This window comes from Streptomyces katrae (genome assembly GCF_002028425.1).
Classification (GTDB): Bacteria; Actinomycetota; Actinomycetes; order Streptomycetales; family Streptomycetaceae; genus Streptomyces; species Streptomyces katrae_A.
Genome location: NZ_CP020042.1, coordinates 3,087,416 through 3,111,658, shown reverse-complemented (window position 1 = coordinate 3,111,658; position 24,243 = coordinate 3,087,416). Strand labels below are relative to the sequence as shown.

Annotated in this window: 15 protein-coding genes; 8 read left to right on the top strand and 7 right to left on the bottom strand. The window is 74.1% G+C overall.

From position 1 onward, the window contains the following. Positions 1-613 precede the first annotated feature (613 nt). From B4U46_RS40325 to B4U46_RS13990, 4 genes are all read left to right on the top strand, one after another. Positions 614-970, top strand: a complete 357-nt coding sequence (locus B4U46_RS40325) for an Rv3235 family protein (protein ID WP_079431748.1) — start codon at positions 614-616, stop codon at positions 968-970. A gap of 32 nt (positions 971-1,002) precedes the next feature. Continuing rightward, entirely contained in the window at positions 1,003-1,503 is a 501-nt protein-coding gene (locus tag B4U46_RS14000; RefSeq protein WP_079427449.1) for a DUF6912 family protein, read from the top strand. Positions 1,504-1,598: 95 nt separating this feature from the next. After that, positions 1,599-2,267 (top strand): HAD family hydrolase, encoded by a 669-nt coding sequence (locus B4U46_RS13995; RefSeq protein WP_100864228.1) that lies wholly within the window; start codon positions 1,599-1,601, stop codon positions 2,265-2,267. Between the two features lie 364 nt (positions 2,268-2,631). After that, positions 2,632-7,596 carry an NAD-glutamate dehydrogenase gene (locus B4U46_RS13990; RefSeq protein ID WP_079427445.1) on the top strand — a complete coding sequence of 1,655 codons (4,965 nt, stop codon included), beginning with the start codon at positions 2,632-2,634 and terminating at the stop codon, positions 7,594-7,596. A gap of 86 nt (positions 7,597-7,682) precedes the next feature. Here B4U46_RS13990 and B4U46_RS13985 read toward each other — a convergent pair whose 3' ends face one another. Then, positions 7,683-8,489, bottom strand: coding sequence for an ABC transporter ATP-binding protein (locus B4U46_RS13985; protein WP_079427443.1), 807 nt, complete (start codon positions 8,487-8,489; stop codon positions 7,683-7,685). After that, on the bottom strand, positions 8,482-9,387 hold the full coding sequence (locus B4U46_RS13980) for an ABC transporter permease (protein WP_079427441.1): 906 nt from the start codon (positions 9,385-9,387) through the stop codon (positions 8,482-8,484). The genes B4U46_RS13985 and B4U46_RS13980 overlap by 8 nt, the downstream gene beginning before the upstream one ends. A gap of 193 nt (positions 9,388-9,580) precedes the next feature. Here B4U46_RS13980 and B4U46_RS13975 point away from each other — a divergent pair, with 193 nt between their 5' ends. From B4U46_RS13975 to B4U46_RS13965, 3 genes are all read left to right on the top strand, one after another. Then, positions 9,581-10,219, top strand: coding sequence for a TetR/AcrR family transcriptional regulator (locus B4U46_RS13975; protein WP_079427439.1), 639 nt, complete (start codon positions 9,581-9,583; stop codon positions 10,217-10,219). A gap of 117 nt (positions 10,220-10,336) precedes the next feature. Beyond that, complete coding sequence (locus B4U46_RS13970; RefSeq protein WP_079427437.1) at positions 10,337-11,596, top strand: NAD(P)/FAD-dependent oxidoreductase; 1,260 nt, start codon at positions 10,337-10,339, stop codon at positions 11,594-11,596. A 133-nt stretch (positions 11,597-11,729) separates the two neighbouring features. After that, on the top strand, positions 11,730-12,626 hold the full coding sequence (locus tag B4U46_RS13965; RefSeq protein ID WP_079427435.1) for an RNA polymerase sigma-70 factor: 897 nt from the start codon (positions 11,730-11,732) through the stop codon (positions 12,624-12,626). Here B4U46_RS13965 and B4U46_RS13960 read toward each other — a convergent pair whose 3' ends face one another. The 5 genes from B4U46_RS13960 to B4U46_RS13940 all read right to left on the bottom strand — a co-directional run bounded on the left by B4U46_RS13960 (position 12,627) and on the right by B4U46_RS13940 (position 21,899). Further along, positions 12,627-14,894 (bottom strand): bifunctional glycosyltransferase/CDP-glycerol:glycerophosphate glycerophosphotransferase, encoded by a 2,268-nt coding sequence (locus tag B4U46_RS13960; RefSeq protein ID WP_079427433.1) that lies wholly within the window; start codon positions 14,892-14,894, stop codon positions 12,627-12,629. A 160-nt stretch (positions 14,895-15,054) separates the two neighbouring features. After that, entirely contained in the window at positions 15,055-15,894 is an 840-nt protein-coding gene (locus B4U46_RS13955; RefSeq protein WP_079427431.1) for a carbohydrate ABC transporter permease, read from the bottom strand. Continuing rightward, the gene (locus B4U46_RS13950; RefSeq protein ID WP_079427429.1) at positions 15,891-17,219 is read right to left on the bottom strand and encodes a carbohydrate ABC transporter permease; all 1,329 of its coding nucleotides are present in this window, start codon (positions 17,217-17,219) and stop codon (positions 15,891-15,893) included. Before B4U46_RS13950 ends, B4U46_RS13955 begins: the two co-directional genes overlap by 4 nt. Before the next feature lie 4 nt (positions 17,220-17,223). Continuing rightward, positions 17,224-18,654, bottom strand: a complete 1,431-nt coding sequence (locus tag B4U46_RS13945; protein ID WP_079427427.1) for an ABC transporter substrate-binding protein — start codon at positions 18,652-18,654, stop codon at positions 17,224-17,226. A 104-nt stretch (positions 18,655-18,758) separates the two neighbouring features. Next, on the bottom strand, positions 18,759-21,899 hold the full coding sequence (locus B4U46_RS13940; protein WP_079427425.1) for an FtsK/SpoIIIE domain-containing protein: 3,141 nt from the start codon (positions 21,897-21,899) through the stop codon (positions 18,759-18,761). 466 nt (positions 21,900-22,365) lie between these two features. Between B4U46_RS13940 and B4U46_RS13935 the strand changes: the two genes are divergently transcribed. Then, a complete protein-coding gene (locus tag B4U46_RS13935) occupies positions 22,366-24,150 on the top strand; it encodes a serine/threonine-protein kinase (RefSeq protein WP_079427423.1) in 1,785 nt (594 codons plus the stop codon). Positions 24,151-24,243 lie beyond the last annotated feature (93 nt).

The following is a 24,243-nucleotide window of genomic DNA, read 5'->3' as shown; positions in this document are numbered from 1 at the left end:
GCTGGGGTGCGGTGTGTGGGGCCGGGAGGGTGACTTGGGCGTACCCTTTCGGGCTTGGGTCGGCGGGGGTTCCGGCGTCCACGTAGGGCCTTCGTGAGGGGTTTTCCGGGCCTGGCTGAGGGGGGCCGGCACTCGGATAGGTGAAGCTCGGCGGGGGCTTTGGGGGTGGGGTGCGGTGGTTGCGGAGCGTGTTCGGGGGTCGTAGAAAAACCGGGTCAAGTTACCGCCTGGTACCGCTGGGGCCAGGCTCGGTCTGATCGGGGGAATCGGCATGGACACCACCACGCGCGGCGCCATCGGCGGCGAGGGGAGCCGCAGCAGGCCGGGGGCGGTGAGCCGGACCCGGCCCGCCGGGCGGCGGGACCAGCGGCGGCCGGGCGCCGGGCCCCGGTCGGCGGGCGGGACCCGCCCCGCAGCCGGGCCGGGGCCCGCCGGGGGCGGGCCGCTGCCGACCCCCGCCGGGGTTGGGCCGCTGCCGACGCCCGCCGGGGTTGGGCCGCTGCCGACCCCCGCCGGGGTTGGGCCGCAGCGGGGGCCGGGCGGGGGTGGGCCGCAGGCGGGTGGGCGGGTGGCCGGGGTTCCGCTGCAGCGGGGCCTCGGGAGTCCGCGGTCCGTGCGCCGGCTGGGGCCGCACGAGTGGTTCGCGCAGCGGATCCTCGCCGTGGTGAGCGGGCAGCGGCCCGTGCATTCGCTGCTCGGGCTGACCGTCGGGGAGGCCTACGACCAGCTGGTCGAGCTCGCGCCGACCGGGCCGCTTCGGGAGCGGCTGCGGCCCGTGCTGCGGCACTGCGGGCGGTTCCACCCGGGGCCGGGGGTCATCGAGGCGTTCGCCCGGATCGCGACGGGGGACCGGGTCTCCGCGATGGCATTCCGGCTCGAACAGGGGGCTGATCAGCGCTGGCGGTGTGCCGCCGTGGAGATCCGGGGTCCCCGCCCCTGGGGGAGTTCGCGGGTCGCGGTCGTATCCTGAGGGGGTTTTCCGACTACCGAAAGCAGCCGGCCATGCGCGTGTACGTCCCCCTGACCCTTCCCGGGCTCGCCGAGGCGCACAAGGCGGGCGAGCTGGGGCCCGCCCCGCTCCGCGCGTACGCCGTGACCCCCGGGCTGCGGGAGTGGTACGTCTCCGACGACATCGAGGAGCTGGAGTACGCGGCCCTCAGCCGGGCCGCCGCCGCCTCCCTGCGGATGCTGGCCGCGGACGCCGCCGCGCCGCGCAAGCGGGTCGTCGTCGCCGTCGACGTGGACGACAAGGCCGCCGTCGCCTCTCCCGGGCTGGACGAGGCCACCCTCGGGCAGGTGACGCTCGCCGCCGCCGTGCGGCTGACCGTGGCCGCCGCCGTGCACGTGGACGCCGGGGACGCCGAGGAGGACGTGACCGCCGCCGCCGGGGCGCTGGCCGCCGCGGACGCCGGGGACGACGACGCGCAGTTCATCGTCGACGGCGCCGAGGACCACGAGCTGCTGTGGTTCGGCGTGCAGGAGATCCCCGGGCTGCTGGGGTGAGTGGCGTGAGCGGGGTGCCTGGGGTGAGTGGGGCGGACACGGCGGACGCGATGGACGTGATGGGTGGGTTGAGTGGAATGGGGGCGGAGGTTCCGGTGAGTGGTGGTACGGCCCACATCGTGTGGGACTGGAACGGGACCCTGCTGCACGACATCGACGCCGTCATGACCGCCACCAACGCCTCCTTCGCCGAGCTCGGTTTTCCGCCGATCACCCTGGAGCGCTACCGCGAGCTGTATGTCGTCCCCGTGCCGAAGTTCTACGAGCGGCTCATGGGCCGGCTGCCCTCCGAGGAGGAGTGGGTCGTGATGGACGAGGCCTTCCACCGGCACTACTGGGCGGCCGCCGCGGACTCCGGTCTCGCCGAGGGCGCGCGGGAGCTGCTGCGGGGCTGGCAGGCGGACGGGTATACCCAGTCCCTGCTGTCCCTCGCGCCCCACGACAGGCTCGTCCCCCTGGTCCGCGAACACGGCATCGACGTGCACTTCCTCCGGGTCGACGGCCGTACCGGACCCTCGCACACCTCCAAGGCGGGGCACCTCGTACGCCATATGGCCGCCCTGGAGGCGGCCGGTGTGACGGCTTCCCGTACGGTCCTCGTCGGCGACGCCGTGGACGATGCGCTGGCCGCCGCCCACGTGGGCGCACGCGCCGTCCTGTACACCGGGGGCTCGCACAGCCGGGCCAGTCTGGAGTCGGCGGGCGTGCCCGTGGTCGACAGCCTCGCCGAGGCCGTCGCCACCGCCCGTGAGCTGGCCGGATAACGACCCCCGCACGCCGCGGCGGCGGAGTCGCTGGCCAGAGTGTCCAGGTTTTACCCCCGGTTTTGTACAGATGCAGTGAATGACGACCTGGGGGTCCGGCGAGATAGCCTTGTACCCGTGATCAGCGCGATAGTCCTCGGGGGCACCCATGCCCCCGGCCCGCGCCCGGCGCACATTCGTGCCCGGGCCCTCGCTGATCCCCGCCGCCGGGACCTGTCGATCATGGTCGAAGCCCTCCCGGGCGGCTCTCCCGACGACACGGCGTCGCAACCGGATCCGGACGGACTTCCCACCCCATCGCGGCGCTTTGTCATTCCTTCCTTCACCTACGTCACGCAATGGCGCGCGACAGGAGCCAGAGGACATGCAGACCAAGCTGGACGAAGCAAAGGCCGAGCTGCTCGCGCGGGCGGCACGGGTAGCTGAGAACAGCCCGGCCGGGGGGCTACTTCCGACTGGGTCCGAGCAAGGGGAGCACCCCGGGCAGGGCGCGACGCTCGCCTACCTCCAGCGCTACTACCTGCACACGGCCCCCGAGGACCTCGCGGACCGCGACCCGGTCGACGTGTTCGGTGCGGCGCTCTCCCACTACCGGCTGGCGGAGAACCGCCCGCAGGGCACGGCGAGCGTGCGCGTGCACACCCCCACGGTCGAGGAGAACGGCTGGACCTCCAGCCACTCGGTCGTCGAGGTCGTCACCGACGACATGCCCTTCCTCGTGGACTCGGTCACCAACGAGCTGTCCCGCCAGGGCCGCGGCATCCACGTCGTGATCCACCCGCAGGTCGTCGTGCGCCGTGACGTCACCGGCAAGCTGATCGAGATCCTCGGCCCCGACTGCGACGCCCACGGCCCCAAGACCGCGCGCCCCCACGACTCCCTCGTCGAGTCCTGGATCCACGTCGAGATCGACCGCGAGACCGACAAGGCCGACCTCAAGCAGATCACCGGCGACCTGCTGCGCGTCCTGTCCGACGTCCGCGAGTCCGTCGAGGACTGGGAGAAGATGCGCGACGCCGCGCTGCGCATCGCCGACGAGCTGCCGGACGAGCCGACCGCGCCGGACCTGCGCGAGTACGAGCTGGAGGAGGCCCGCGAGCTGCTGCGCTGGCTGGCCGACGACCACTTCACCTTCATCGGCTTCCGCGAGTACAACCTGGTCGACGGCGACGCCCTCGCGGCCGTCCCCGGTACCGGTCTGGGCATCCTGCGCTCCGACCCGGTCCACCACGGCCAGGAGGACGCGCACCCCGTCTCGCCGTCCTTCAACCGGCTGCCGGCCGACGCCCGCGCCAAGGCCCGCGAGCACGAGCTGCTGGTGCTGACCAAGGCCAACAGCCGCGCGACCGTCCACCGCCCCTCGTACCTCGACTACGTCGGCGTGAAGAAGTTCGACGCCGAGGGCAACGTGGTCGGCGAGCGCCGCTTCCTCGGCCTGTTCTCCTCCGCCGCGTACACCGAGTCCGTGCGCCGCGTCCCGGTGATCCGCCGCAAGGTCGCCGAGGTGCTGGAGGGCGCCGGCTTCTCGCCGTCCAGCCACGACGGCCGCGACCTGCTCCAGATCCTGGAGACCTACCCGCGCGACGAGCTGTTCCAGACCCCCGTCGACAAGCTCCGCGAGATCGCCACCTCCGTCCTGTACCTCCAGGAACGCCGCCGGCTGCGCCTCTACCTGCGCCAGGACGAGTACGGCCGCTACTACTCGGCGCTCGTCTACCTGCCGCGCGACCGGTTCACCACCGGCGTCCGGCTGCGGCTGATGGACATCTTGAAGGAGGAGCTCGGCGGCACCAGCGTCGACTTCACCGCCTGGAACACCGAGTCGGTCCTGTCCCGCATCCACTTCGTCGTCCGCGTCCCGCAGGGCACCCGGCTGCCCGCGCTGACCGACGCCGACGTCGAGCGCGTCGAGGCCCGCCTGGTCGAGGCCGCCCGCTCCTGGGCCGACGGCTTCGGCGAGGCGCTGACGGCCGAGCTGGGCGAGGAGCGCGCCGCCGAGCTGCTGCGCAAGTACAGCGGCTCGTTCTCCGAGGGCTACAAGGCCGACCACACCCCGCGCATGGCCGTGTCCGACCTGTGCCACCTGGAGCGGCTCTCCGCCAGCGACCGCGAGTTCGCGCTCTCCCTGTACGAGCCCGTCGGTGCGGGCCCGGGCGAGCGCCGCTTCAAGATCTACCGCGAGGGCGAGCAGGTCTCCCTGTCGGCCGTCCTGCCGGTCCTCCAGCGCCTGGGCGTCGAGGTCACCGACGAGCGCCCGTACGAGCTGCGCCGCAGCGACCGGGTGAGCGCCTGGATCTACGACTTCGGCCTGCGGATGCCCCCGGCGGGCAACGGCGACGCCTACCTCGGCGACGACGCCCGCGAGCGGTTCCAGGAGGCCTTTGCGGCCGTGTGGACCGGCGAGGCCGAGAACGACAACTTCAACACCCTCGTCCTGGGCGCCGGGCTCACCTGGCGGCAGGCCGTGGTCCTGCGCGCGTACGCCAAGTACATGCGCCAGGCCGGCTCCACCTTCAGCCAGGACTACATGGAGGACACCCTCCGCAACAACGTCCACACCACCCGGCTGCTGGTCTCCCTCTTCGAGGCGCGGATGTCGCCCGGCCGCCAGGCCGCCGGCACCGAGCTCGTCGACGCCATGCTGGAGGAGCTGGACGGGGCCCTGGACCAGGTCGCCTCGCTCGACGAGGACCGCATCCTGCGGGCGTTCCTGACGCTGATCAAGGCCACCCTGCGCACGAACTTCTTCCAGCTGAACGACGCGGGCGAGCAGCACACGTACGTGTCGATGAAGTTCGACCCGCAGGCCATCCCGGACCTGCCGGCCCCGCGCCCGGCGTTCGAGATCTGGGTGTACTCCCCGCGCGTCGAGGGCGTCCACCTGCGCTTCGGCAAGGTCGCCCGAGGCGGTCTGCGCTGGTCCGACCGGCGTGAGGACTTCCGTACGGAGATCCTGGGCCTGGTCAAGGCGCAGATGGTGAAGAACACCGTCATCGTGCCGGTCGGCGCCAAGGGCGGCTTCGTCGCCAAGAACCTGCCGGACCCGTCGGTGGACCGCGACGCGTGGCTCGCCGAGGGCATCGCCTCGTACAAGATCTTCATCTCGGCGCTGCTCGACATCACCGACAACATGGTCGCGGGCGAGGTCGTCCCGCCCAAGGGCGTGGTCCGCCACGACGGGGACGACACCTACCTCGTCGTCGCCGCCGACAAGGGCACCGCGACGTTCTCCGACATCGCCAACGGTGTCGCCGAGTCGTACGGGTTCTGGCTGGGCGACGCCTTCGCCTCGGGCGGCAGCGCCGGCTACGACCACAAGGGCATGGGCATCACCGCCCGCGGTGCCTGGGAGTCGGTCAAGCGGCACTTCCGCGAGCTGGGCCACGACACCCAGACCGAGGACTTCACGGTCGTCGGCGTCGGCGACATGTCCGGTGACGTCTTCGGCAACGGCATGCTGCTCTCGGAGCACATCCGCCTGGTCGCCGCCTTCGACCACCGGCACATCTTCATCGACCCGACCCCGGACGCGGCCACCTCGTACGCCGAGCGCCGGCGCCTGTTCGAGCTGCCGCGTTCCTCGTGGGCGGACTACGACACCGCGCTGCTGTCGGCGGGCGGCGGCATCCACCCGCGCACCGCGAAGGCCATCCCGGTCAACGCGCAGATGCGGGCGGCCCTCGGCATCGAGGCGGGCGTCACCAAGATGACCCCGGCCGACCTGATGCAGGCGATCCTCAAGTCTCCGGTGGACCTGCTGTGGAACGGCGGCATCGGTACGTACGTCAAGGCGACGGCCGAGACGCACGCCGACGTCGGCGACAAGGCCAACGACGCCATCCGCGTCAACGGCTCCGACGTCCGCGCCAAGGTCATCGGCGAGGGCGGCAACCTGGGTCTGACCCAGCTGGGCCGCATCGAGTTCGCCCGCAGCGGCGCCGGCGGCGAGGGCGGCAAGATCAACACCGACGCCATCGACAACAGCGCGGGCGTGGACACCTCGGACCACGAGGTGAACATCAAGATCCTGCTGAACGCCCTGGTCACCGAGGGCGACATGACGGTCAAGCAGCGCAACAAGCTGCTCGCCGAGATGACGGACGAGGTCGGCCACCTGGTCCTGCGCAACAACTACGCGCAGAACGTGGCCCTGGCCAACGGTTCGGCGCAGGCGTCGAGCCTGCTCCACGCGCAGCAGCGCTTCATGCGCCGCCTGGGCCGCGACGGGCAGCTGGACCGCCAGCTGGAGTTCCTGCCCAACGACCGGCAGATCCGCGAGCTGCTGAACACTGGCCGCGGTCTGACCCAGCCGGAGCTGGCCGTCCTGTTCGCCTACACCAAGATCACGGTGGCGGACGAGCTCATCCACACCGAGCTCCCGGACGACCCGTACCTGCGCCGTCTGCTGCACGCCTACTTCCCGGGCGCGCTGGTGGCGAAGTTCCCCGAGCAGGTCGACGGGCACGCGCTGCGCCGCGAGATCATCACGACGCTGCTGGTCAACGACACCGTCAACACCGGTGGTTCGACCTTCCTGCACCGGCTGCGGGAGGAGACCGGGGCCTCGCTGGAGGAGATCGTCCGGGCGCAGCTGTCGGCCCGTGAGATCTTCGGCCTGGCCGAGGTGTGGGACGAGGTCGAGGCCCTGGACAACAAGGTCGCGGCCGACGTCCAGACCCGGGTGCGGCTGCACTCGCGGCGCCTGGTGGAGCGCGGTACGCGCTGGCTGCTGAACAACCGGCCGCAGCCGCTGCAGATCACCGAGACGGTCGAGCTGTTCAGCGCGCGGGTGGCGCAGGTCTGGGCCGAGCTGCCGAAGCTGGTGCGCGGCGCGGACCTGGAGTGGTACCAGTCGGTGATGGACGAGCTGACGGGCGAGGGCGTGCCGTCGGAGCTCGCGGCGAAGGTGGCCGGGTTCTCGTCGGCGTTCCCGACGCTGGACATCGTCGCGACCGCCGACCGGACGGGCGTGGACCCGCTGGCGGTCGCCGAGGTGTACTACGACCTGGCCGACCGGCTGGAGATCACGCAGCTGATGGACCGGATCATCGACCTGCCGCGGTCGGACCGCTGGCAGTCGATGGCCCGTGCGTCGATCCGCGAGGACCTGTTCGCGGCGCACGCGGCGCTGACGGCGGACGTGCTGTCGGTGGGCGACGCGGACGCGGCTCCCGAGGAGCGCTTCCAGGCGTGGGAGGCGAAGAACGCGGCGCTGATCGCCCGGGCGCGGACGACCCTGGACGAGATCCGCAGCTCGGACGACTTCGACCTGGCGAACCTGTCGGTGGCGATGCGCACGATGCGCTCGCTGCTGCGGGCGCACGTCTAGTCGTCGGGCAGCCGCCGGAGCGAACGGGCCGGGCCCGGAACCCCTCGGAGGGTTCCGGGCCCGGCCCGTTTCCGCTGCGGCACGCCCTAGCCGCGGGTGTACGCCTCGTAGGCGTCGCAGACCTCCTTGGAGGGGCCGTCCATGCGGATGACGCCGGACTCCAGCCAGATGGCCCGGTCGCAGGTGTCGCGGACGGTGCCGATGGCGTGGCTGACGAGGAAGACGGTGCCGGCCCGGGCGCGGAGTTCCTCGATGCGGGCCTGGCTGCGGCGCTGGAAGGCGGCGTCGCCGGTGGCGAGGGCCTCGTCGATCATCAGGACGTCGTGGTCCTTGGCGGCGGCGATGGAGAACCGCAGCCGGGCGCCCATGCCGGAGGAGTAGGTGCGCATGGGCAGGGAGATGAAGTCGCCCTTCTCGTTGATGCCGGAGAAGTCGACGATGTCCTGGTAGCGCTCGCGGATCTGCTGTTTGGTCATGCCCATCGCCAGTCCGCCGAGGACCACGTTGCGTTCGCCGGTGAGGTCGTTCATCAGGGCGGCGTTCACTCCGAGGAGGGAGGGCTGGCCGTGTGAGTAGACGGCTCCGCGGGCGACCGGCTGGAGGCCGGCGATGGCCTTGAGGAGGGTGGACTTGCCGGAGCCGTTGGTGCCGATGAGGCCGATGGCCTCGCCCTTGTAGGCGGTGAAGCTGACGCCGCGGACGGCGTGGACCTCGCGGACGCCGGGGGCGGGCTTGCGGGAGAAGATGCGGCTGAGCGCGGCGGTGGCCCCGCCCTTGCGGGTGCCGGAGTTGACCTTGTAGACGACGTGCACCTCGTCGGCGATGACGGTGGGCACGCGGGTGTCGGCGGCGGCGCCGGGGGCGGCGCCGGTGCGGGTGAGGGTGTCAGCCACGGCCGTACTCCTCCTCTGCCTTCCAGAAGTAGACGAAGCCGCCGATGCCGGCGAACAGGGCCCAGCCGATGGCGATCGGCCAGACGTGGTGGGGCAGCTGCGAGGCCTTGAAGCTGTCGATCAGCGCGAAGCGCATCAGGTCGATGTAGACGGCCGCGGGGTTGAGCTTGAGCATCATCGTGACCCAGTGCGGCAGGTGGTCCGTGCGCAGGATGGCGTCGATGGACCACATCACGCCCGAGGAGTACATCCAGGTGCGGAGCACGAACGGCATCAGCTGGCTGACGTCGGGGTTCTTGCTGCCGACACGGGCCATGACCATGGCGCAGCCCGCGCAGAAGACGGCCATCAGGAAGAGGGCCGGGAGGGCGAGCAGCCAGGCCGGGGAGGGGACCTGTCCGAAGGCCAGCAGCAGGATGACCAGGGCGCCCATGGTGACGAGCAGCTGCTGGAAGAGCTGGACCACCGAGGACAGGGGCAGGCTGGCCCGGGGGAAGTGCAGGGCCCGGACCAGCCCGAGGTTGCTGTGGACGGCGCGGGTGCCGGTGTTGACCGAACTGCCGATGAAGTCCCAGACGAAGACGCCGGTGATCAGGAACGGCAGGTAGTCCGGCACGCCGTGGCTGGCGTGCATGACCAGGCCGAAGATGAAGTAGTAGACGGCCGCGTTGAGCAGCGGGGTCATCAGGTGCCAGACCTGGCCGAGCTTGGCCGTGCTGTACGTGGCCTGCATCCGGGCGGTGGCGTACGCGATCACGAAGTGGCGGCGGTCCCACAGCTGTGCGACGTAGCCGGGGAGGGAGGGGCGGGCGCCGCTGAGGGTCAGGCCGTGGGCCGCCGCCAGTTCCGCGGCGGTGGTGGGGGCCGCGGCGGGTGGCGCGGAGGTCGCTCGGGTCACGGGCTTCGCTTTCGACGGGTCGGTGCGTCGCCGGCCGGGGGCACCCCGAGGGGGTCCCCGTACGGGTGCGGGGTGGGCCGGGCGACGGGACGGGTCCGTATCGTCGCTACGGCGAGGTTAGGGCCCAGGAGGACGGAACGCAACCGTATCGTCGTGACGGGGTAGTGGCGGCGTGCGCGGCTATGCTCTGTGCATGACCACCGAGCCTGCCGCTGCCCCGACCGCCGCCCCCGCGCCCGCCCCGGCCCGCCGTGCCCCCGCCGGCGCGGCCGTCCTGCGCGAGGACGTGACGGAGGCGATCCGCGCCGCGGTGCTCGCGGAGCTGGCGGAGGCGGGCTTCGCCCGGATGTCCATCGAGGGCATCGCCCGCCGCGCCGGAGTCGGCAAGACGGCCGTGTACCGGCGCTGGAAGTCCAAGCTGCACCTGGTCCTCGACCTGATCGGCGCCTTCGCCACCGACGGCCTGCCCGTCCCCGCCACCGGCTCCCTCTACGGGGACGTCCGCGCCCTGCTGGAGGTGATGACCCATGTCCTGCGCCACCCCGTGGCCTCGGCGGTGATCCCCGACCTGCTGGTGGAGGCCGCCCGGAACCCGGAGATCGCCGACGCGGTGCGCGGGGCCCTGCTGGACGGCCAGCGCCGGCTCGCCGAGGGGATCGTCGCGGAGGCCGTCGCGCGCGGCGAACTGGCGGACTCCGCCTCCCCCGAGCGGGCCCTGGACCTGGCGATCGGGCCGCTGTACTGGCGGCAGGTCGTCGTGGGGGACTCCGTACCCGCCGCCTACCTGGACGGACTCGCCCGCTCGGCGGTGGCCGGGCTGAAGGCCGGCTGACCCGCCGGGCGGCGCGGTCCGGCACTGCCCCGCCGGTGTGATCCGGCGCACACCGTGTCACGTTCCGCGGGCCTGCGTTGTCCTGTGGTCGAACCCCCTGGAACCGGAGGAGCGACCATGAGCGGCAAGAGCACCGAAGTCCTCGTCATCGGCGGCGGATACGCGGGTGTCATGGCGGCCAACCGGCTGACGCGGCGTGGTGACGTGGCGGTGACGCTGGTCAATCCGCGCCCGGACTTCGTACACCGGATCCGCCTCCACCAGCTGGCGGGCGGCACCGACTCGGCGGTGGTCGCCTACCGCGAGGTGCTGGCCGAGGGCGTGCGCCTGGTGGTCGACTCGGTGACGCGGATCGACGCGGCCGGGCGGTCGGTGGAGCTGGCTTCCGGTGCCAGGGCCGGTTACGACTACCTGATCTACGCGGTGGGCAGCGGCAGCGCCGATCCGGGCGTGCCGGGGGCCGCCGAGCACGCCCACCCGCTCGCGACCTTCGAGGAGGCGCGGCGGCTGCGCCCCCTGCTGGAGGCGGCCTCCGGGCAGGCCCCGGTCGTCGTGGCCGGCGGCGGTCCGACGGGCATCGAGACGGCCGCCGAGCTGGCCGAGGAGGGCCGTGCGGTGACCCTGGTGTGCGGCGGGGTCCTGGGCCCCTACCTCCACGCCCGGGGGCGGCGCTCGGTCGCCGGCCGCCTGGCGGCGCTCGGCGTCACCGTCCTGGACGGCCCCGGCGCGCGAGTGACGGAGGTGGCCGCCGGCGCCGTGCACCTGGCCGACGGCCGTGAACTGCCCAGCCGGGTGACCGTGTGGACCGCCGGCTTCGGCGTGCCGGACCTGGCGGTGCGCAGCGGGCTGCGCACCGACGCCCTGGGCCGGCTGCTCACGGACGAGACCCTGACCAGCGTGGACGACGAACGCATCGTCGCGGCCGGGGACTCGGCGGCGCCGTCGGGACTGCCGCCGCGGATGAGCTGCCAGGCCGCGATCCCGCTGGGCGCGCGGGCCGCGGACACCGTCCTGTCCCGGATCGCGGGTGAGCGGCCCGGGACGCTCAGGCAGGGGTTCGCGGGCCAGTGCATCAGCCTGGGCCGCCGCGACGGCATCTTCCAGTTCGCCACCAAGGCCGACCGTGCCGTGTGGCTCCACGCCGACGGCCGGCTCGGCGCGAAGCTCAAGGAGCTCGTCTGCAAGGGCGTCGTCAAGCACCTGGCCGGAGAGGCCCACAAGCCCGGCGCGTACAAGCTGCACCAGGTCCCGGGAGCCACCCGCCGGAAGCTGCTGGACGCACGCGACGCCGGAGAAGCACGCGACGCCGGGGAAGCGCGCAACGCCGCGGACGCGCGGGACGCCGGGGTGGCGGCGACCGCCGGACAGGCCGCCTGACCGCCGCGCTGCGGAGCCCATCCGGACGGACCGCCCCCGGCGGGACGCCCTCCCCGGCAAGATGATCTTCCGGTGGGCGCACGTCCGAAGACCACCGCCGGCCCGCACCGGCCGCGAAGAGAGGGAACGGGACATGAGCACCGAGACCACCGACCCGGCGACCGAGGCGTTCGTCGCCCACCGCAACCTGCTGTTCACCGTCGCCTACGAGATGCTCGGATCGGCCGCCGACGCCGAGGACGTCCTCCAGGAGACCTGGCTGCGCTGGGCCGGCGTCGACCTGTCACAGGTCCGCGAGCAGCGCGCGTACCTGGTCCGCATCACCACCCGCCAGGCCCTCAACCGGCTGCGCAGCCTCCAGCGCCGCAAGGAGGCCTACGTCGGCCAGTGGCTGCCGGAGCCGCTGCTCACCGCCCCCGACGTCGCCGAGGACGCCGAGCTGGCCGAGAGCGTGTCGATGGCGATGATGCTGGTCCTAGAAACCCTCTCGCCGACCGAACGCGCCGTCTTCGTCCTGCGCGAGGCCTTCGACTTCGGCTACGAGGAGATCGCCGCCGCCGTCGACAAGACCCCGGCGGCCGTACGCCAGATCGCGCACCGGGCCCGCAAGCACGTCGACGCCCGCCGCCCGCGCCAGGTGGTCCCGGCGAGCGCGGCCTCCGCGGCGGTGGAGTCCTTCCTGCGGGCCGTGGAGACCGGGGACCCGCAGGCCCTCCTCGACGTGCTCGCCCCCGACGTGGTCCTCATCGGCGACGGCGGCGGCCTCAAGCAGGCCGCGCTCCGTCCGATCGGCGGCGCCGACAAGGTGGCCCGCTTCCTCCTCGGCGGCATCGGCAAGACGAGGCTGCCGCTCACCCTCGCCCCCACCGTGGTCAACGGCAGCCCCGCCCTCGTCGCCCATCTGGACGGCGAGCTCGACGGGATCATGGCGATGCGGATCGACGGCGACCGCGTGACCGGCCTCTACTACGTCCGCAATCCCGAGAAGCTGACCCGCGTCCTGTCCGAGACCCCGCTCACCCTGCGCTGACTACGGCCACAGGCCCGCCGTCAGCGGCGTGCGGGCCGGGGCCGCAGCCGGGGAGGGCGCCGGCGGCGCGGGATGGCGGTCCTCCAGCGGGACGACCGCCGGGAGCGGCGTCTGCTGGCCCAGGAAGACGCGCCGCACCACGCGTTCGGCCGCGTACCCGTCGTCGTACGAGCAGAACCGCGCGCGGAACGCCGCCCGCAGCTGGGCCGAACGCGAGCCCTGCCAGTGCCCGGTGCCGAAGATGTCGACCAGCTCGTCCTCGGTCCGGGCGATCGCCCCCGGCGGACAGGCCCGCAGGTCGAAGTAGGTGCCGCGGGCTGCCTCGTACGCCTCCCAGTCGTCCGCGTGGATCACGATCGGCCGGTCCAGGCAGGCGTAGTCGAACATCAGGGAGGAGTAGTCGGTGACCAGCGCGTCCGAGGCCAGGCAGAGCTCCTCCACCGACGGGTGGTCGGAGACGTCCAGCAGCCTCGGGTGCACGTCCCGGGCCCGCTCGGTGCCCGCGTACGTGAGGTGGGTGCGGGACAGGACCGTGAAGCGGGGCCCCAGGTCCCGCAGGACCCGCTCGAAGTCCAGGTGCTCGGGCCGGCTGCGCCGGTAGTCGCGGTGGGTGGGGGCGTAGAGGATCACGGTGGTGCCCGGGGCGATGCCGAGGCGTTCGCGCAGGGCCACGACCTCGGCCTGGGTGGCCCGGTGGAAGGGATCGTTGCGCGGGTAGCCGTATTCCAGGGTGGTGTACGAGGCGGGGACGGCCTTCTCCCACACGAGGGTGGAGTGCCGGTTCGAGGACAGCAGGAAGTCCCACTGGTCGGCGCCGCGCAGCAGGCCCTCGAAGTCGGCGGTGGGGGCGGCGGCCGGGCGGTCCTGGAGGTCGAGGCCGACCCGCTTGAGGGGGGTGCCGTGCTGGGTCTGGAGCAGGACCTGGCCCGGCCGCTTGACCAGGCCCCGGTCGAAGTTGACGTTCGTCGTCAGGTACGTGGCCCGGGCCAGCGCCGTCCAGTACGCGGCCGAGCCCGGCTTCAGCGGCGTCGTCCCGGGCGGCAGGGTCGCGGTGTGCCGGGGGTCGCAGATCCACGCCGTCCGCATGTGCGGGGCCAGTTCGCGCAGCGTGGCCTCGATGGCGGCCGGGTTGCAGGCGTAGCCGCCGTGCCAGTACGCCGAGAACACCGCGAGCTCGGGCCGCAGGGGCCGCAGCCGCTGGATCCGGTAGTGCAGGCGCAGGGCGCTCTCGTGCAGCCCCCGCCGCAGGGCCGAGCCCGCCCGGGCCGCGGCCAGCGCCGCCGCGCGGGCCGCCGACGCCAGCCGGTAGGTACGGCGGGCCCCGAGCCGCATCAGGGTGTGCCGCAGCCGGTCGGTGCGGCTCGGCGCCGGCGGCAGGGCGCCCGCACCGCCCGGGGTGCGGTAGCGGCGCAGCAGGGCGCCGGCGCGGGCGAAGAACTCTGCCCGGCCGGCGCGCGGGAGCCGGCGGGGGTCGGCGTACACGGCGCAGAAGTGCTCGGCCATCCGCCGGTGTACCGCCGGGCGCCAGCGCTCCAGTTCGGGCCGGCCCGCGAGGTAGCCGAAGACCCGGTCGTACTGGTCGAAGATGTCGAGGTGGCGGCGGCTGGTGGTGGTCAGGATCGAGCCGGTGCGCCGCTGCCGGTAGTGCACGCACACCCGGTCGAGGACGGCCACGGACTCGGCGGCCAGCAGCGCCGGATAGGTCCAGGGGGTGTCCTCGTACAAGCCGGGCGGGAATTCGAGGCCCTCGCGCTCCACGTACTCGCGGCGGTACGCCTTGTTCCAGACCACCATCAGCATCCCCAGCAGTGCCGGGCGGTCCGCGAGCCGGAAGCTGGCCGGGCCCTCCTCGCTGAGGCGGTGCGCGAGCCGGTTGCGGACCAGTTCGCCGGTCCAGAAGGCGCGGGCGTAGTCGTAGACGAGGACGTCGGGGGAGCCGGTGGCCTTGAGCCGGTCGGTGATGGCCTGCAGGGCGCCCGGGGCGAGGGTGTCGTCGCCGTCGAGGAAGACCAGGTAGTCGCCGGTGGCCCGGGACAGGCCCGCGTTGCGGGCCGGCCCCAGGCCGAGGTTGTGCGCCAGGTGCACGGCGGTGACGCGGGGGTCGCGGGCCGCGTACTCGTCGATGATCGAACCGCAGGCGTCGGGGGAGGCGTCGTCGACCGCGATCAGCTCCAGATCCGGGTACGACTGCGACAGCACCGAGTCCAGGCTCTCCTGGAGGTACGCCTGAACCTTGTACGCGGGCACGATGACGCTGAACCGGGGCACGGCACATCCAGGGGTCGGCGCGGGCATGTTGCTCCCCCAGCCGCCGCTGGGAGGTGCCCCCAGCAACGCCCGCGTGGCGATCGGGTTACGTGCCCTGCGGCATTCGGGTTACGCAGCGTCAACACACCACGTCAACAGCATGATCACAAGGCTTTTGGAGCTATTTGACCGCCCCGGCCATCACCCCCGTCACGAACTGCCGCTGGAAGGCGAAGAAGACCACGAGCGGCACGACCATCGACAGGAAGGCCCCGGGCGCCAGCACGTCGATGTTGTTCCCGAACTGCCGCACCTGCTGCTGGAGCGCCACCGTCACCGGCGGGTGCGCCGAATCGGCGAAGACCAGCGCCACCAGCATGTCGTTCCACACCCACAGGAACTGGAAGATGCCCAGCGAGGCGATCGCCGGCCCGCCCAGCGGCAGCACCACCCGGGCGAACAGCCGCAGTTCGCCCGCCCCGTCCAGCCGCGCCGCCTCCAGCAGCTCGCGCGGGATCTCGGCGAAGAAGTTCCGCAGCAGGAACACCGCGAACGGCAGCCCGAACGCGGTGTGGAACAGCACCACCCCGGCCGTGGTCTCGAACAGGCCGATCGCGCCGAAGAGTTCGGACACCGGGATCAGCGCCACCTGCACGGGCACCACCAGCAGCCCGACCACGACCAGGAACAGCCAGTCCCGGCCGGGGAACTCCAGCCAGGCGAAGGCGTATCCGGCGAGCGCGCCCAGGGTGAGCACCAGCACGGTCGCCGGGACGGCGATCAGGGCCGTGCTCAGCAGGGAGCCGGTGATCGTGTCGTTGGCCAGCAGGTGCGCGTAGTTGGACGCCGTCAGCCGGGACGGCGCGGTCAGCGCCCGCCACCAGCCGCCCCGGTTCAGATCGCCTGGGGACAGGAAGGAGGAGACCAGCAGACCGACGGTCGGCACCAGCCAGAACAGCGCGGCCAGGACCAGGAACACGCGCAGCAGCACACTGCCCGCGAGGCGCCGTACGGCGTTCACCGGGAGGCCTCCCTTCGCATCCGGCGGATGTTGACCAGCATCACCGGTACCACCAGCACCAGCAGCAGCACCGCGATGGCACTGCCCAGCCCCTGGTCGGCGTCCGTGCCGAAAGAGGTCCGGTACAGCTGGAGCGCCAGCACGTTCGCGTCGTCCTGGACGGCGCCCGGCGCGATCACGAAGACCAGGTCGAAGACCTTCATCACATTGATCACCAGGGTCACCAGCACCACCACCAGCACCGGCGCCAGCAGCGGCACGGTGATCCGCCGGAACACCTGCCACTCGCCCGCCCCGTCCACCCGGGCCGCCTCCAGCAGCTCCCGCGGCACCGCCGCCAGCCCCGCACCGATCAGCACCATCGCGAACCCCGCCCACATCCACACGTACGCGCCGATCACCGCCGGGGTCACCAGGACCGGCCCCAGCCACTCCACCCCCGCGTACGCCTCACGGAAGTTCGACGCCGGCAGCCGCAGCCGGGCCCCGTCCGCCGCGGCCGGCAGGGTGAACGTGCCGTCCGCGCGAGCCGTGGCGCTCGCCACCGTCCGGCCGTCCTTCACCGCCTCGATCCGCATCCCCGCCAGACCCGTCTCCGCCGGGTCGACCACGTTCACCGCGCCGCCCCCGCCCCGGGTGAAGTCCTGCCAGACCGTGCCCGTCACCTCCCCCGGCACCGGCCGCGCCCCCACCGCAGTACGGGCCCCCTCCGGCAGCGCCTCCGGCGCCACCCCCACCAGCGGCAGCAGCACCGGGGTACCCGCCCGGACCGGGTCACGCGTCACGAAGCCGCCGTCCCCGGCCGGCTCCAGCGGGGAGTCCCGGCCCGGACGGGCCTTCGGGAACGCCGAGGACGCGGCGAAGGTGTCGTGCACCCCGACCACGACCGCGTTGGCCACGCCTCGGTGCGGATCGTGGTCGTACACCAGCCGGAAGATGATCCCCGCCGCCAGCATCGAGATCGCCATCGGCATGAACACCAGCAGCCGGAACGCCGTCCCCCAGCGGACCCGCTCCGTCAGCACCGCGAAGACCAGCCCGAGACCGGTCGCCACGGCCGGGGCCACCGCCACCCACACCGCCGTGTTGCGCAGCGCGGTGCGGATCGCCGGATCACGGACGATCGCCTCGTAGTTGGCGGCGCCGACGAAGGAGTCCCCGGAACGGTCGAAGAGGCTGCGGTAGAGCGAGAAGCCGATGGGCTGCACGACCAGCGCCCCCAGCAGCACCAGCGCCGGCAGCAGGAACGCCGCCGCGACCAGCCGCCGCCGCGCGGCGGCCCGGCGGCCCGGGGTGTCCCGGGCCGCCCGCGTCGAGGCCTTCACGCCCCTAGTTCCCGTACGCCTTGGCCGCGTCCGCCTCCAGCCGCGCCTGGGTCCCCGCCACGTCGGACGGGTTCGCCAGGAAGTCCTGGAGCGCCTTCCACTCACCCGTCCCCGGCGTCGCGCCGAACGCCGCCGGAGCCTGGTCCGACATGTCGAAGCGGAAGTCGTCGCCCGCCGCGATCAGCGCCTTCGCGATGCCCCGCTGGATGTCGTTCGGGTACGCCGCGAGGTCCACCGCCTTGTTCGGGGAGACGAAACCGCCCTCGGCGGCCTGGATCCGCGCCGCGTCCGCCGACGCCAGGAACGTGAGCAGGGCCTGCGCCCCCTTCGACGGCTTCAGCGCCACCGCCACGTCACCGCCCGACACCACCGGAGCCTTCGCCCCGACCGCCGGGAAGGGGAAGACGAGCGCGTCCTTGCCGACCTTCGCCTCCGTCTGGGCGATGTTCACCCCCACGAAGTCGCCCTCGAAGACCATCGCCGCCGCCGGCCGGTCGCCCCCGGTGAAGGTCTGCGTCACCGACTTGGGGAACTCCGTCGCCAGCGCCCCGCTGGTGCCGCCCGCCAGGAAGTCCTTGCGGCCGAACAGCTCGCCGAGGGTGGTCAGCGCCTGCTTGACGCTGTCGTCCGTCCACTTGATCTCGTGCTTCGCCAGCCGGTCGTACTTCTCCGGGCCCGCCTGCGAAAGGTAGACGTTCTCGAACCAGTCCGTCAGCGTCCAGCCATCCGCGCCCGCGACCGAGACCGCCGGGGTGCCGGACGCCGAGAGGGTGTCCGCGGCCGCCAGCAGTTCCTTCCACGTCTTCGGCGGCTTCACGCCCGCCGCCTCGAACGCCTTCGCGTTGTACCAGACCAGCGACTTGTTGGCCGCCTTGTAGTAGACCCCGTACTGGGTGCCGTCCACCGCCCCCAGCTGCCGCCAGCCCGGCGAGTAGTTCGCCTCCAGCTGCGCCCGGGCCTCCGGGCCCACCGGCTGCGCCCACTTGTTGTGCACCGCCGCCACCAGCGCGCCGACCTGCGGGAGCAGCGCCACGTCCGGCGGCTGACCGCCCGCGACCTTGGTGCCCAGGAAGGTGACGATGGGGTCCTGGGCCGGGACGAAAGCGACGCTCGCGCCCGTCCGCTTCTCGAACTCCTTCAGCACCTTGGCGAAGTTGGCCTGCTCGGGGCCCGTCCAGACCGCCGAGACCTCCAGCTTCTCGCCGGGGAGCTTCGGTAATTCGACCGTGTGCGCCTGCTCCTGCCCGGCGGACGGGGTGCTGCCCGCGCTGCCGCCGCCGTCGCCGGTGTCGCAGGCGGCGAGCGCGAGCGCCCCGGCGGCGGCCAGGGCGGCCCAGGCGTGCGCTCTCGCCCGCGCTCTTCCCGGGCTTCTCCTGCGGCCGTCCGCGCCGCTTCCCGTCTGGCTCGATCCGTGCTGTGCGTGCTGTCCGGACATGGTGCCGCCCCCGATGCCGTGTGGCCGTGAAGTGCTCCGTGCCACCAGGTCTACGCCGCGCCGCGCACCCCCGCAATACCGCGTCGGGGGGGAGCGGCGGATCGTCAGGGGGCCGCGGGGAACAGCACCGGTATGGCCGAGACCAGGTGCGAGGCCCGGTCGAGGGCGCTGGCCAGGAGGGCGAGGTCGGTCGGCCCGTTGCCGAGCTCCCGCACCGGACGGCGGGCCGGCGGGTCACCCATCCGCTCCCACTCCACCGGAACCACGGTGGGCCTCAGGGTCGCGGTGCGCGGGATCCGGCCGGTCACCCGGCCCGCCTGGAACGGGACGGCCCGCCCGTCGGAGTACAGCAGCCGGCCGCGGCCGGGGCCCGGCCGGTCCGGGGCGTCCAGCTCCACCCGCAGCGCCGCCTGGCGGGCCGGCTCGGTCCCGGCGGTGCGGTCCGGGCGGGCGGTGGCGGTGATCAGGTGCACCCCGAGGCGGGCGCCCTCACGGGCCACGCCCTCCAGGATCCGTACGAGCGAACCCGCGGCGGGCCGGCCCGGGCTGCCCAGGGCCGGGGCGACCAGCGCGTCGAAGTCGTCCACCAGCAGCACCAGCCGCGGCAGCGGACTCGGCCCGGCGGCCGGGTCGGTGCGCGGAGCCGAGGCCCGCAGCCGCAGCGTGCCGGTGCGCTGCGGGTCGAGGTCGCCGCGGTGCTCGCCCGGACCGGGGTCGCGGGGCGAGACCATCCGGTCGGAGAGGCTGCGCCGGCCGTGCCACTCCACGAACGGCACCCCGTCCAGCAGCTCGTGGCGGCGCCCCAGCTCGGTGGCGAGGGCCTGCGCGAACTCCCGCATCCGCAGCGGGTCCGAGGCCACGAGATGGGCCGACACGTGCGGGAGCTCCGTGCAGGGCAGCAGGCCTTCGCCGCGCTCCCCGCCCGCGCCGTCGAGGAGGAGCAGGCCCAGGTGGTCGGGGCGGGACCCGGCCGCCAGGGAGGCGGCGAGGGAGCGCAGGAGCTCCGTGCGGCCGCTGCCGGCGGGGCCCTCGATGAGCAGGTGCGGGCCCTCGTGGACCAGCTCGGCGCCGACCGGCCCGCGCCGGCCCGCCCCGAGGACCACGTCGGCCAGGCCGCCGACGGCCCGGCCCTGGTCGGCGGCGGCGGCCCAGCGGGCCATCAGGGAGGCCGGGGTGGCGCGGGCCAGCCCGAGCTCGTCGAGGAGCCGGGCGGCCGTGGGGAGGCTGGCGGCCGGGCGGTGGGCGCCCTGGTGGTCGGCCGGGGGCGCGTCGGCGCGCAGCGGGGCCAGGGCGCGGGCGAACCGCTCCGCCCAGGCGGCGGACACCCCGTCGGCGACGGCGGTGCCGCCCGGCGGGACGGGCCTGCCGTCGCCGATCGCGAAGGTGCGCACGGCGGTGGCGACGTCCCCGCTGAGCAGGGCGACGGCGCCGCAGTCCCGGAAGGCGGGGACGCTCGCGCAGGCGGTGTCGTACGTCTGCGCCACCGGGGAGGCCGGGGTGGCGGCCGGGGCCTCGGCGAGCGCGAGGACGTGGATGCCGGCGGCGGGGCCGTGCGAGGCCAGCCGGCCGGTGAGCTCGCGCAGGGCGGCGGTACCGGGGTCGCCGTCCACGACGAGGAGGGTGCGGGGGCCCTCGTACGCGTCGGCCGTCCGGCGCACGGCTGCCGGATCGGCGGCCGCCCAGCCGCTGCCGAGCGGACCGTCGTCCAGCCGCCGGGTCAGCTCGGCGGTGCGGGCGGCCGCCTGGTCGCGGTCGTAGGCGAGGAGGAGCCGGCAGTCCTGGCCGTGCGCGGGCCGTACGTGGGGCAGCCAGCCGAGCCAGGCCCAGTCGCGGCGGCGCTCCTGCAGGGGCCGGACGCGGTCGGCGGCCAGCAGCACGATCTCCAGCTGTGCGGGCGAGTGCAGTCCGGCGAGCTGCGCCACGACGGACCGGGCGACGCCCATGAGCCGGGCCCGCGGCCCGGCGATCCCGAGCGCCCCGCTCTCGTGCAGCGCGACCCGGCTGCCGGCTCCCAGCCCCACTTCGAGGAACCCGGGATGCCCCGGCCCCCGTGACCAGAGCCGCCCGGTGGGCCCGAGTGCGGCGAGCAGCAGGGCGGCGGGGTCGTCGGCGTCGGGCACCGCGGCGGCGGGCTCCACCACCCCGACGGCCTCCACCGCCACGTCCTCCTGCCCCCGCACCCACTTCCGCGCCCAGGCCCCGATCCCGCCCCGCCGCCGGGGGCCGCCGTCGGCCGCACCGGCGGCCCGGCCGGGTGCGGATGCGGGGCCGGAGTGGAGGCCCGCGGGTCCGGGGCCGGCGGCCCCGGCGTGGGCCCCGCCGGGAGCGCCCGGGTGTTCCCGGCCGCCGGGCGCGGACGGCCGGACCGAAGGTCCGGCAGCCTGCTGCGGCCCCGTACCGGCCGTGGCGGCGGGGGCGCCGGGGTGGGGGGCGGACGCGCCGGAGCCCCCGGCCGGCCGGCCCGCAGCGGCGTCGGGCGCGCCCGTGCCCCGGCCGGCCGCACCGCCGGACGTACCCGCGCCCGGCCCCGGAGCGCCGCCGGAAGCATCCGTACCGGCCTCCGGGCCGCCCGCCAGGGCCAGGTGGCCCTCGTGGTCCGGGACGACCGGCAGGCGGGTGCCGCCGCCCGTGGCCAGGCGGAGGGTGGATTCGCCGATCCGCAGCAGCGCCCCCGGCGCCAGCGGGACGGCCCGGACGCCGACCTCCGCGCCGTCCAGCGTCGTCCCGTTCGTCGAGCCGAGGTCGGCCACCGCCACCCGCCCGTCCGGCATCACGGTCACCGTGCAGTGGAGCCTTGAGACGTCCGGGTCGTCCAGCGGGACGTCGGCGTCCGCCGAGCGGCCGATCCGCACCGACCCGGGGTGCAGCAGGTGGACGCCGCCCGCGTCGGGGCCGGCCACCACGTGCAGCTGCGGGGCGCCGAGCCCGTCGTCCCCGAGCGCGTCCGCGTCCGGCGCCGGGACGTGCAGCGTCAGCACCGCCCCGTCCACGAGCGGCGGCTCGCCCAGCACCGCGCGCTGGGGGTCGAGCCGCTGCGACCCGGCGTACAGCACCACGGTGCCCCGGGGAGTCCCCCCGGCGGTGGCCGCGGGGGTGTCGGGTCCGCCGACGGTCGCCGCTAGCCCGGAGGCCACGGCGGCCAGCGCGGTCCCGGCAGGGGCGGTGACGAGCACGTCACAGCCGGCGGGCGCGGGGGCGGCCTGGTGGCCGCCGCGCGACCCGAGGACGGTCAGCCGGATCTGCATCGCCGTCAGCGGTCCCTTCTGCGCGGAGCGCAGTGCACGGTGCGGGCGCCCGGCGGGGGGAGCGGCGGGACATGTCTGCCCGGTCAACCCCCCGCCCGGCACGGACGCTTCGTCCGTTCAGGTCAGCCGGAAGGCAGGGCTCCCGTCCCGGCCGTTCCGTACGGGTGCATCCTCGCACCTGTCGCCCGCAACACGCCCGGCACCCGCCCAGTAATGATCTTGATTCGCGGAGGCCGGCTCCCCCTGCCGCTCGGATCCGGCCACCCGGCCGGGCGAGCGACGAGGCAATTCCGGGGAAAAGAGCCTCCGGCATACGCCGCAAAACTCACCCTTCGCACAAATGTGCGGCAACCAACCTCCCTCGGCCGGCGTCCTCCATCGGGACACCCCCTAGAGTTGGGCCGGAAACCCACCGGGCCCCGCAGGGGACCCACGACAGCAGGACGACAGCAGGGGAGCGCGAGACGTGCGGCCAGTCGGCAGCAAGTACCTGCTCGAGGAGCCGCTCGGACGCGGCGCCACGGGCACCGTCTGGCGTGCCCGCCAGCGGGAGACGGCCGGTGCGGAGGCGGCCGTCGCCGGCCAGCCCGGCGAGACCGTTGCCATCAAGGTCCTCAAGGAGGAGCTGGCCCAGGACGCGGACATCGTCATGCGCTTCCTGCGTGAACGCTCCGTCCTGCTGCGCCTGACGCACCCCAACATCGTCCGTACCCGCGACCTCGTGGTCGAGGGCGACCTCCTCGCCCTCGTCATGGACCTGATCGACGGCCCGGACCTGCACAAGTACATCCGGCAGAACGGCCCCTTCAGCCCGGTCGCCGCGGCCCTGCTCACCGCCCAGATCGCGGACGCCCTCGCCGCCAGCCACGCCGACGGAGTCGTCCACCGCGACCTGAAGCCGGCCAACGTCCTGCTCGACGAGAGCAACGGGCAGATGAAGCCGATGCTCACCGACTTCGGCATCGCCCGCCTCGCCGACTCCCCGGGCCTCACCCGCACCCACGAGTTCGTCGGCACCCCCGCCTACGTCGCCCCCGAGTCCGCCGAGGGCCGCCCGCAGACCTCCGCCGTCGACATCTACGGCGCCGGCATCCTGCTGTACGAGCTCCTCACCGGCCGCCCGCCCTTCGCCGGCGGCACCGCGCTGGAGGTGCTCCACCGCCACCTCAGCGAGGACCCGCAGCGGCCCTCGTCCGTGCCCGAGGCGCTGTGGATCGTCATCGAGCGCTGCCTGCGCAAGGAGCCCGACGAGCGGCCGAGCGCCGAGAGCCTGGCCCGCGGCCTGCGCGTGGTCGCCGCCGGCATCCGCGTGCACTCCTCGCCCGACGAGGTCGAGGCCGCCCTCGGCGTCGGCGCGCTGCTCGCGCCCGACCCCTCCCCGGCGCCGGTCCCGACCTCGGCCCCCCAGTTCCCCGGGAGCGCCGCGCCGACCGAGGTGACGCCCGTGGTGGCGGCGGGGGAGTACGACCCGAACGCCATGACCAGCGTCCTGCCGCCGGTCGACGGCGCGGACGCCACCACCGTCCTGCCGCCCGTCGCCGGAGGGCCGGGCGCGGGCGGCGGCCCGGGCGCCCCCGACCCGACCTCCGTCATGCCGCCCGTGCAGCGGCCCGACGCCCCGCACCCGTGGCAGTCGCAGATGGCCGCAGCGCGGGACCGCAACGAGCAGACGCAGATGCAGTACCTCGACCCGGGCGAGGACCCCCTGCGCCGCCGCCCGCAGCGCCAGGCCCCGCCGCCCCCGCAGCACCAGCCGCGCCAGAACCAGCAGCAGTACCAGCAGCCGCCGCAGTACCGTCCGGCCCCGCCGCCGCAGCAGCAGCAGTACCAGCAGCCGCCCCAGTACGCCCCCCAGCCCCAGCCGTACCAGCAGCCGCAGGCGTACCAGCCCCCGCAGCAGCAGGCGCCGTACCGGCAGCCGCCGCAGCCGCAGCCGCCGGTGCAGCAGCCCCCGCAGCAGCGCCCGCCCCGCCAGCAGCCCCCGCGCGAACCGCGACCGCCGCGCGAGCCGCGCCGCCGCAGCGCCAACCCGGTCCGCATCCCGGGCCTGGGCTGCCTCAAGGGCTGCCTCGTCCTGATCCTGCTGCTCTTCGTGGGCGGCTGGCTGGTCTGGGAACTGACCCCGCTCCAGGAGTGGGTCGGCACCGGCAAGGGCTGGTGGGACCAGGTGTGGAGCTGGGGCAGGGACGTCGCTGACTTCGTCGGCTCGATCGGCGACAAGACGAACGGCGGCTCCGGCAGCGGTTCCTGACGCCCAGGCAGCCCCGGGGCCCGCGAACTGGGCGCCCCAGGAAGGCCTTTTCGGCCCTCCGTAGCGCCGACCTTGTGGATTTGTCGACTTCCA

Coding starts and splice junctions, on each gene's coding strand:
- B4U46_RS14000 (WP_079427449.1), top strand. CDS start 1,003: ATGCGCGTGTACGTCCCCCTGACCCTTCCCGGGCTCGCCGAGGCGCAC.
- B4U46_RS13990 (WP_079427445.1), top strand. CDS start 2,632: ATGCAGACCAAGCTGGACGAAGCAAAGGCCGAGCTGCTCGCGCGGGCG.
- B4U46_RS13975 (WP_079427439.1), top strand. CDS start 9,581: ATGACCACCGAGCCTGCCGCTGCCCCGACCGCCGCCCCCGCGCCCGCC.
- B4U46_RS13970 (WP_079427437.1), top strand. CDS start 10,337: ATGAGCGGCAAGAGCACCGAAGTCCTCGTCATCGGCGGCGGATACGCG.
- B4U46_RS13965 (WP_079427435.1), top strand. CDS start 11,730: ATGAGCACCGAGACCACCGACCCGGCGACCGAGGCGTTCGTCGCCCAC.
- B4U46_RS13945 (WP_079427427.1), bottom strand. CDS start 18,654: ATGTCCGGACAGCACGCACAGCACGGATCGAGCCAGACGGGAAGCGGC.
- B4U46_RS13940 (WP_079427425.1), bottom strand. CDS start 21,899: ATGCAGATCCGGCTGACCGTCCTCGGGTCGCGCGGCGGCCACCAGGCC.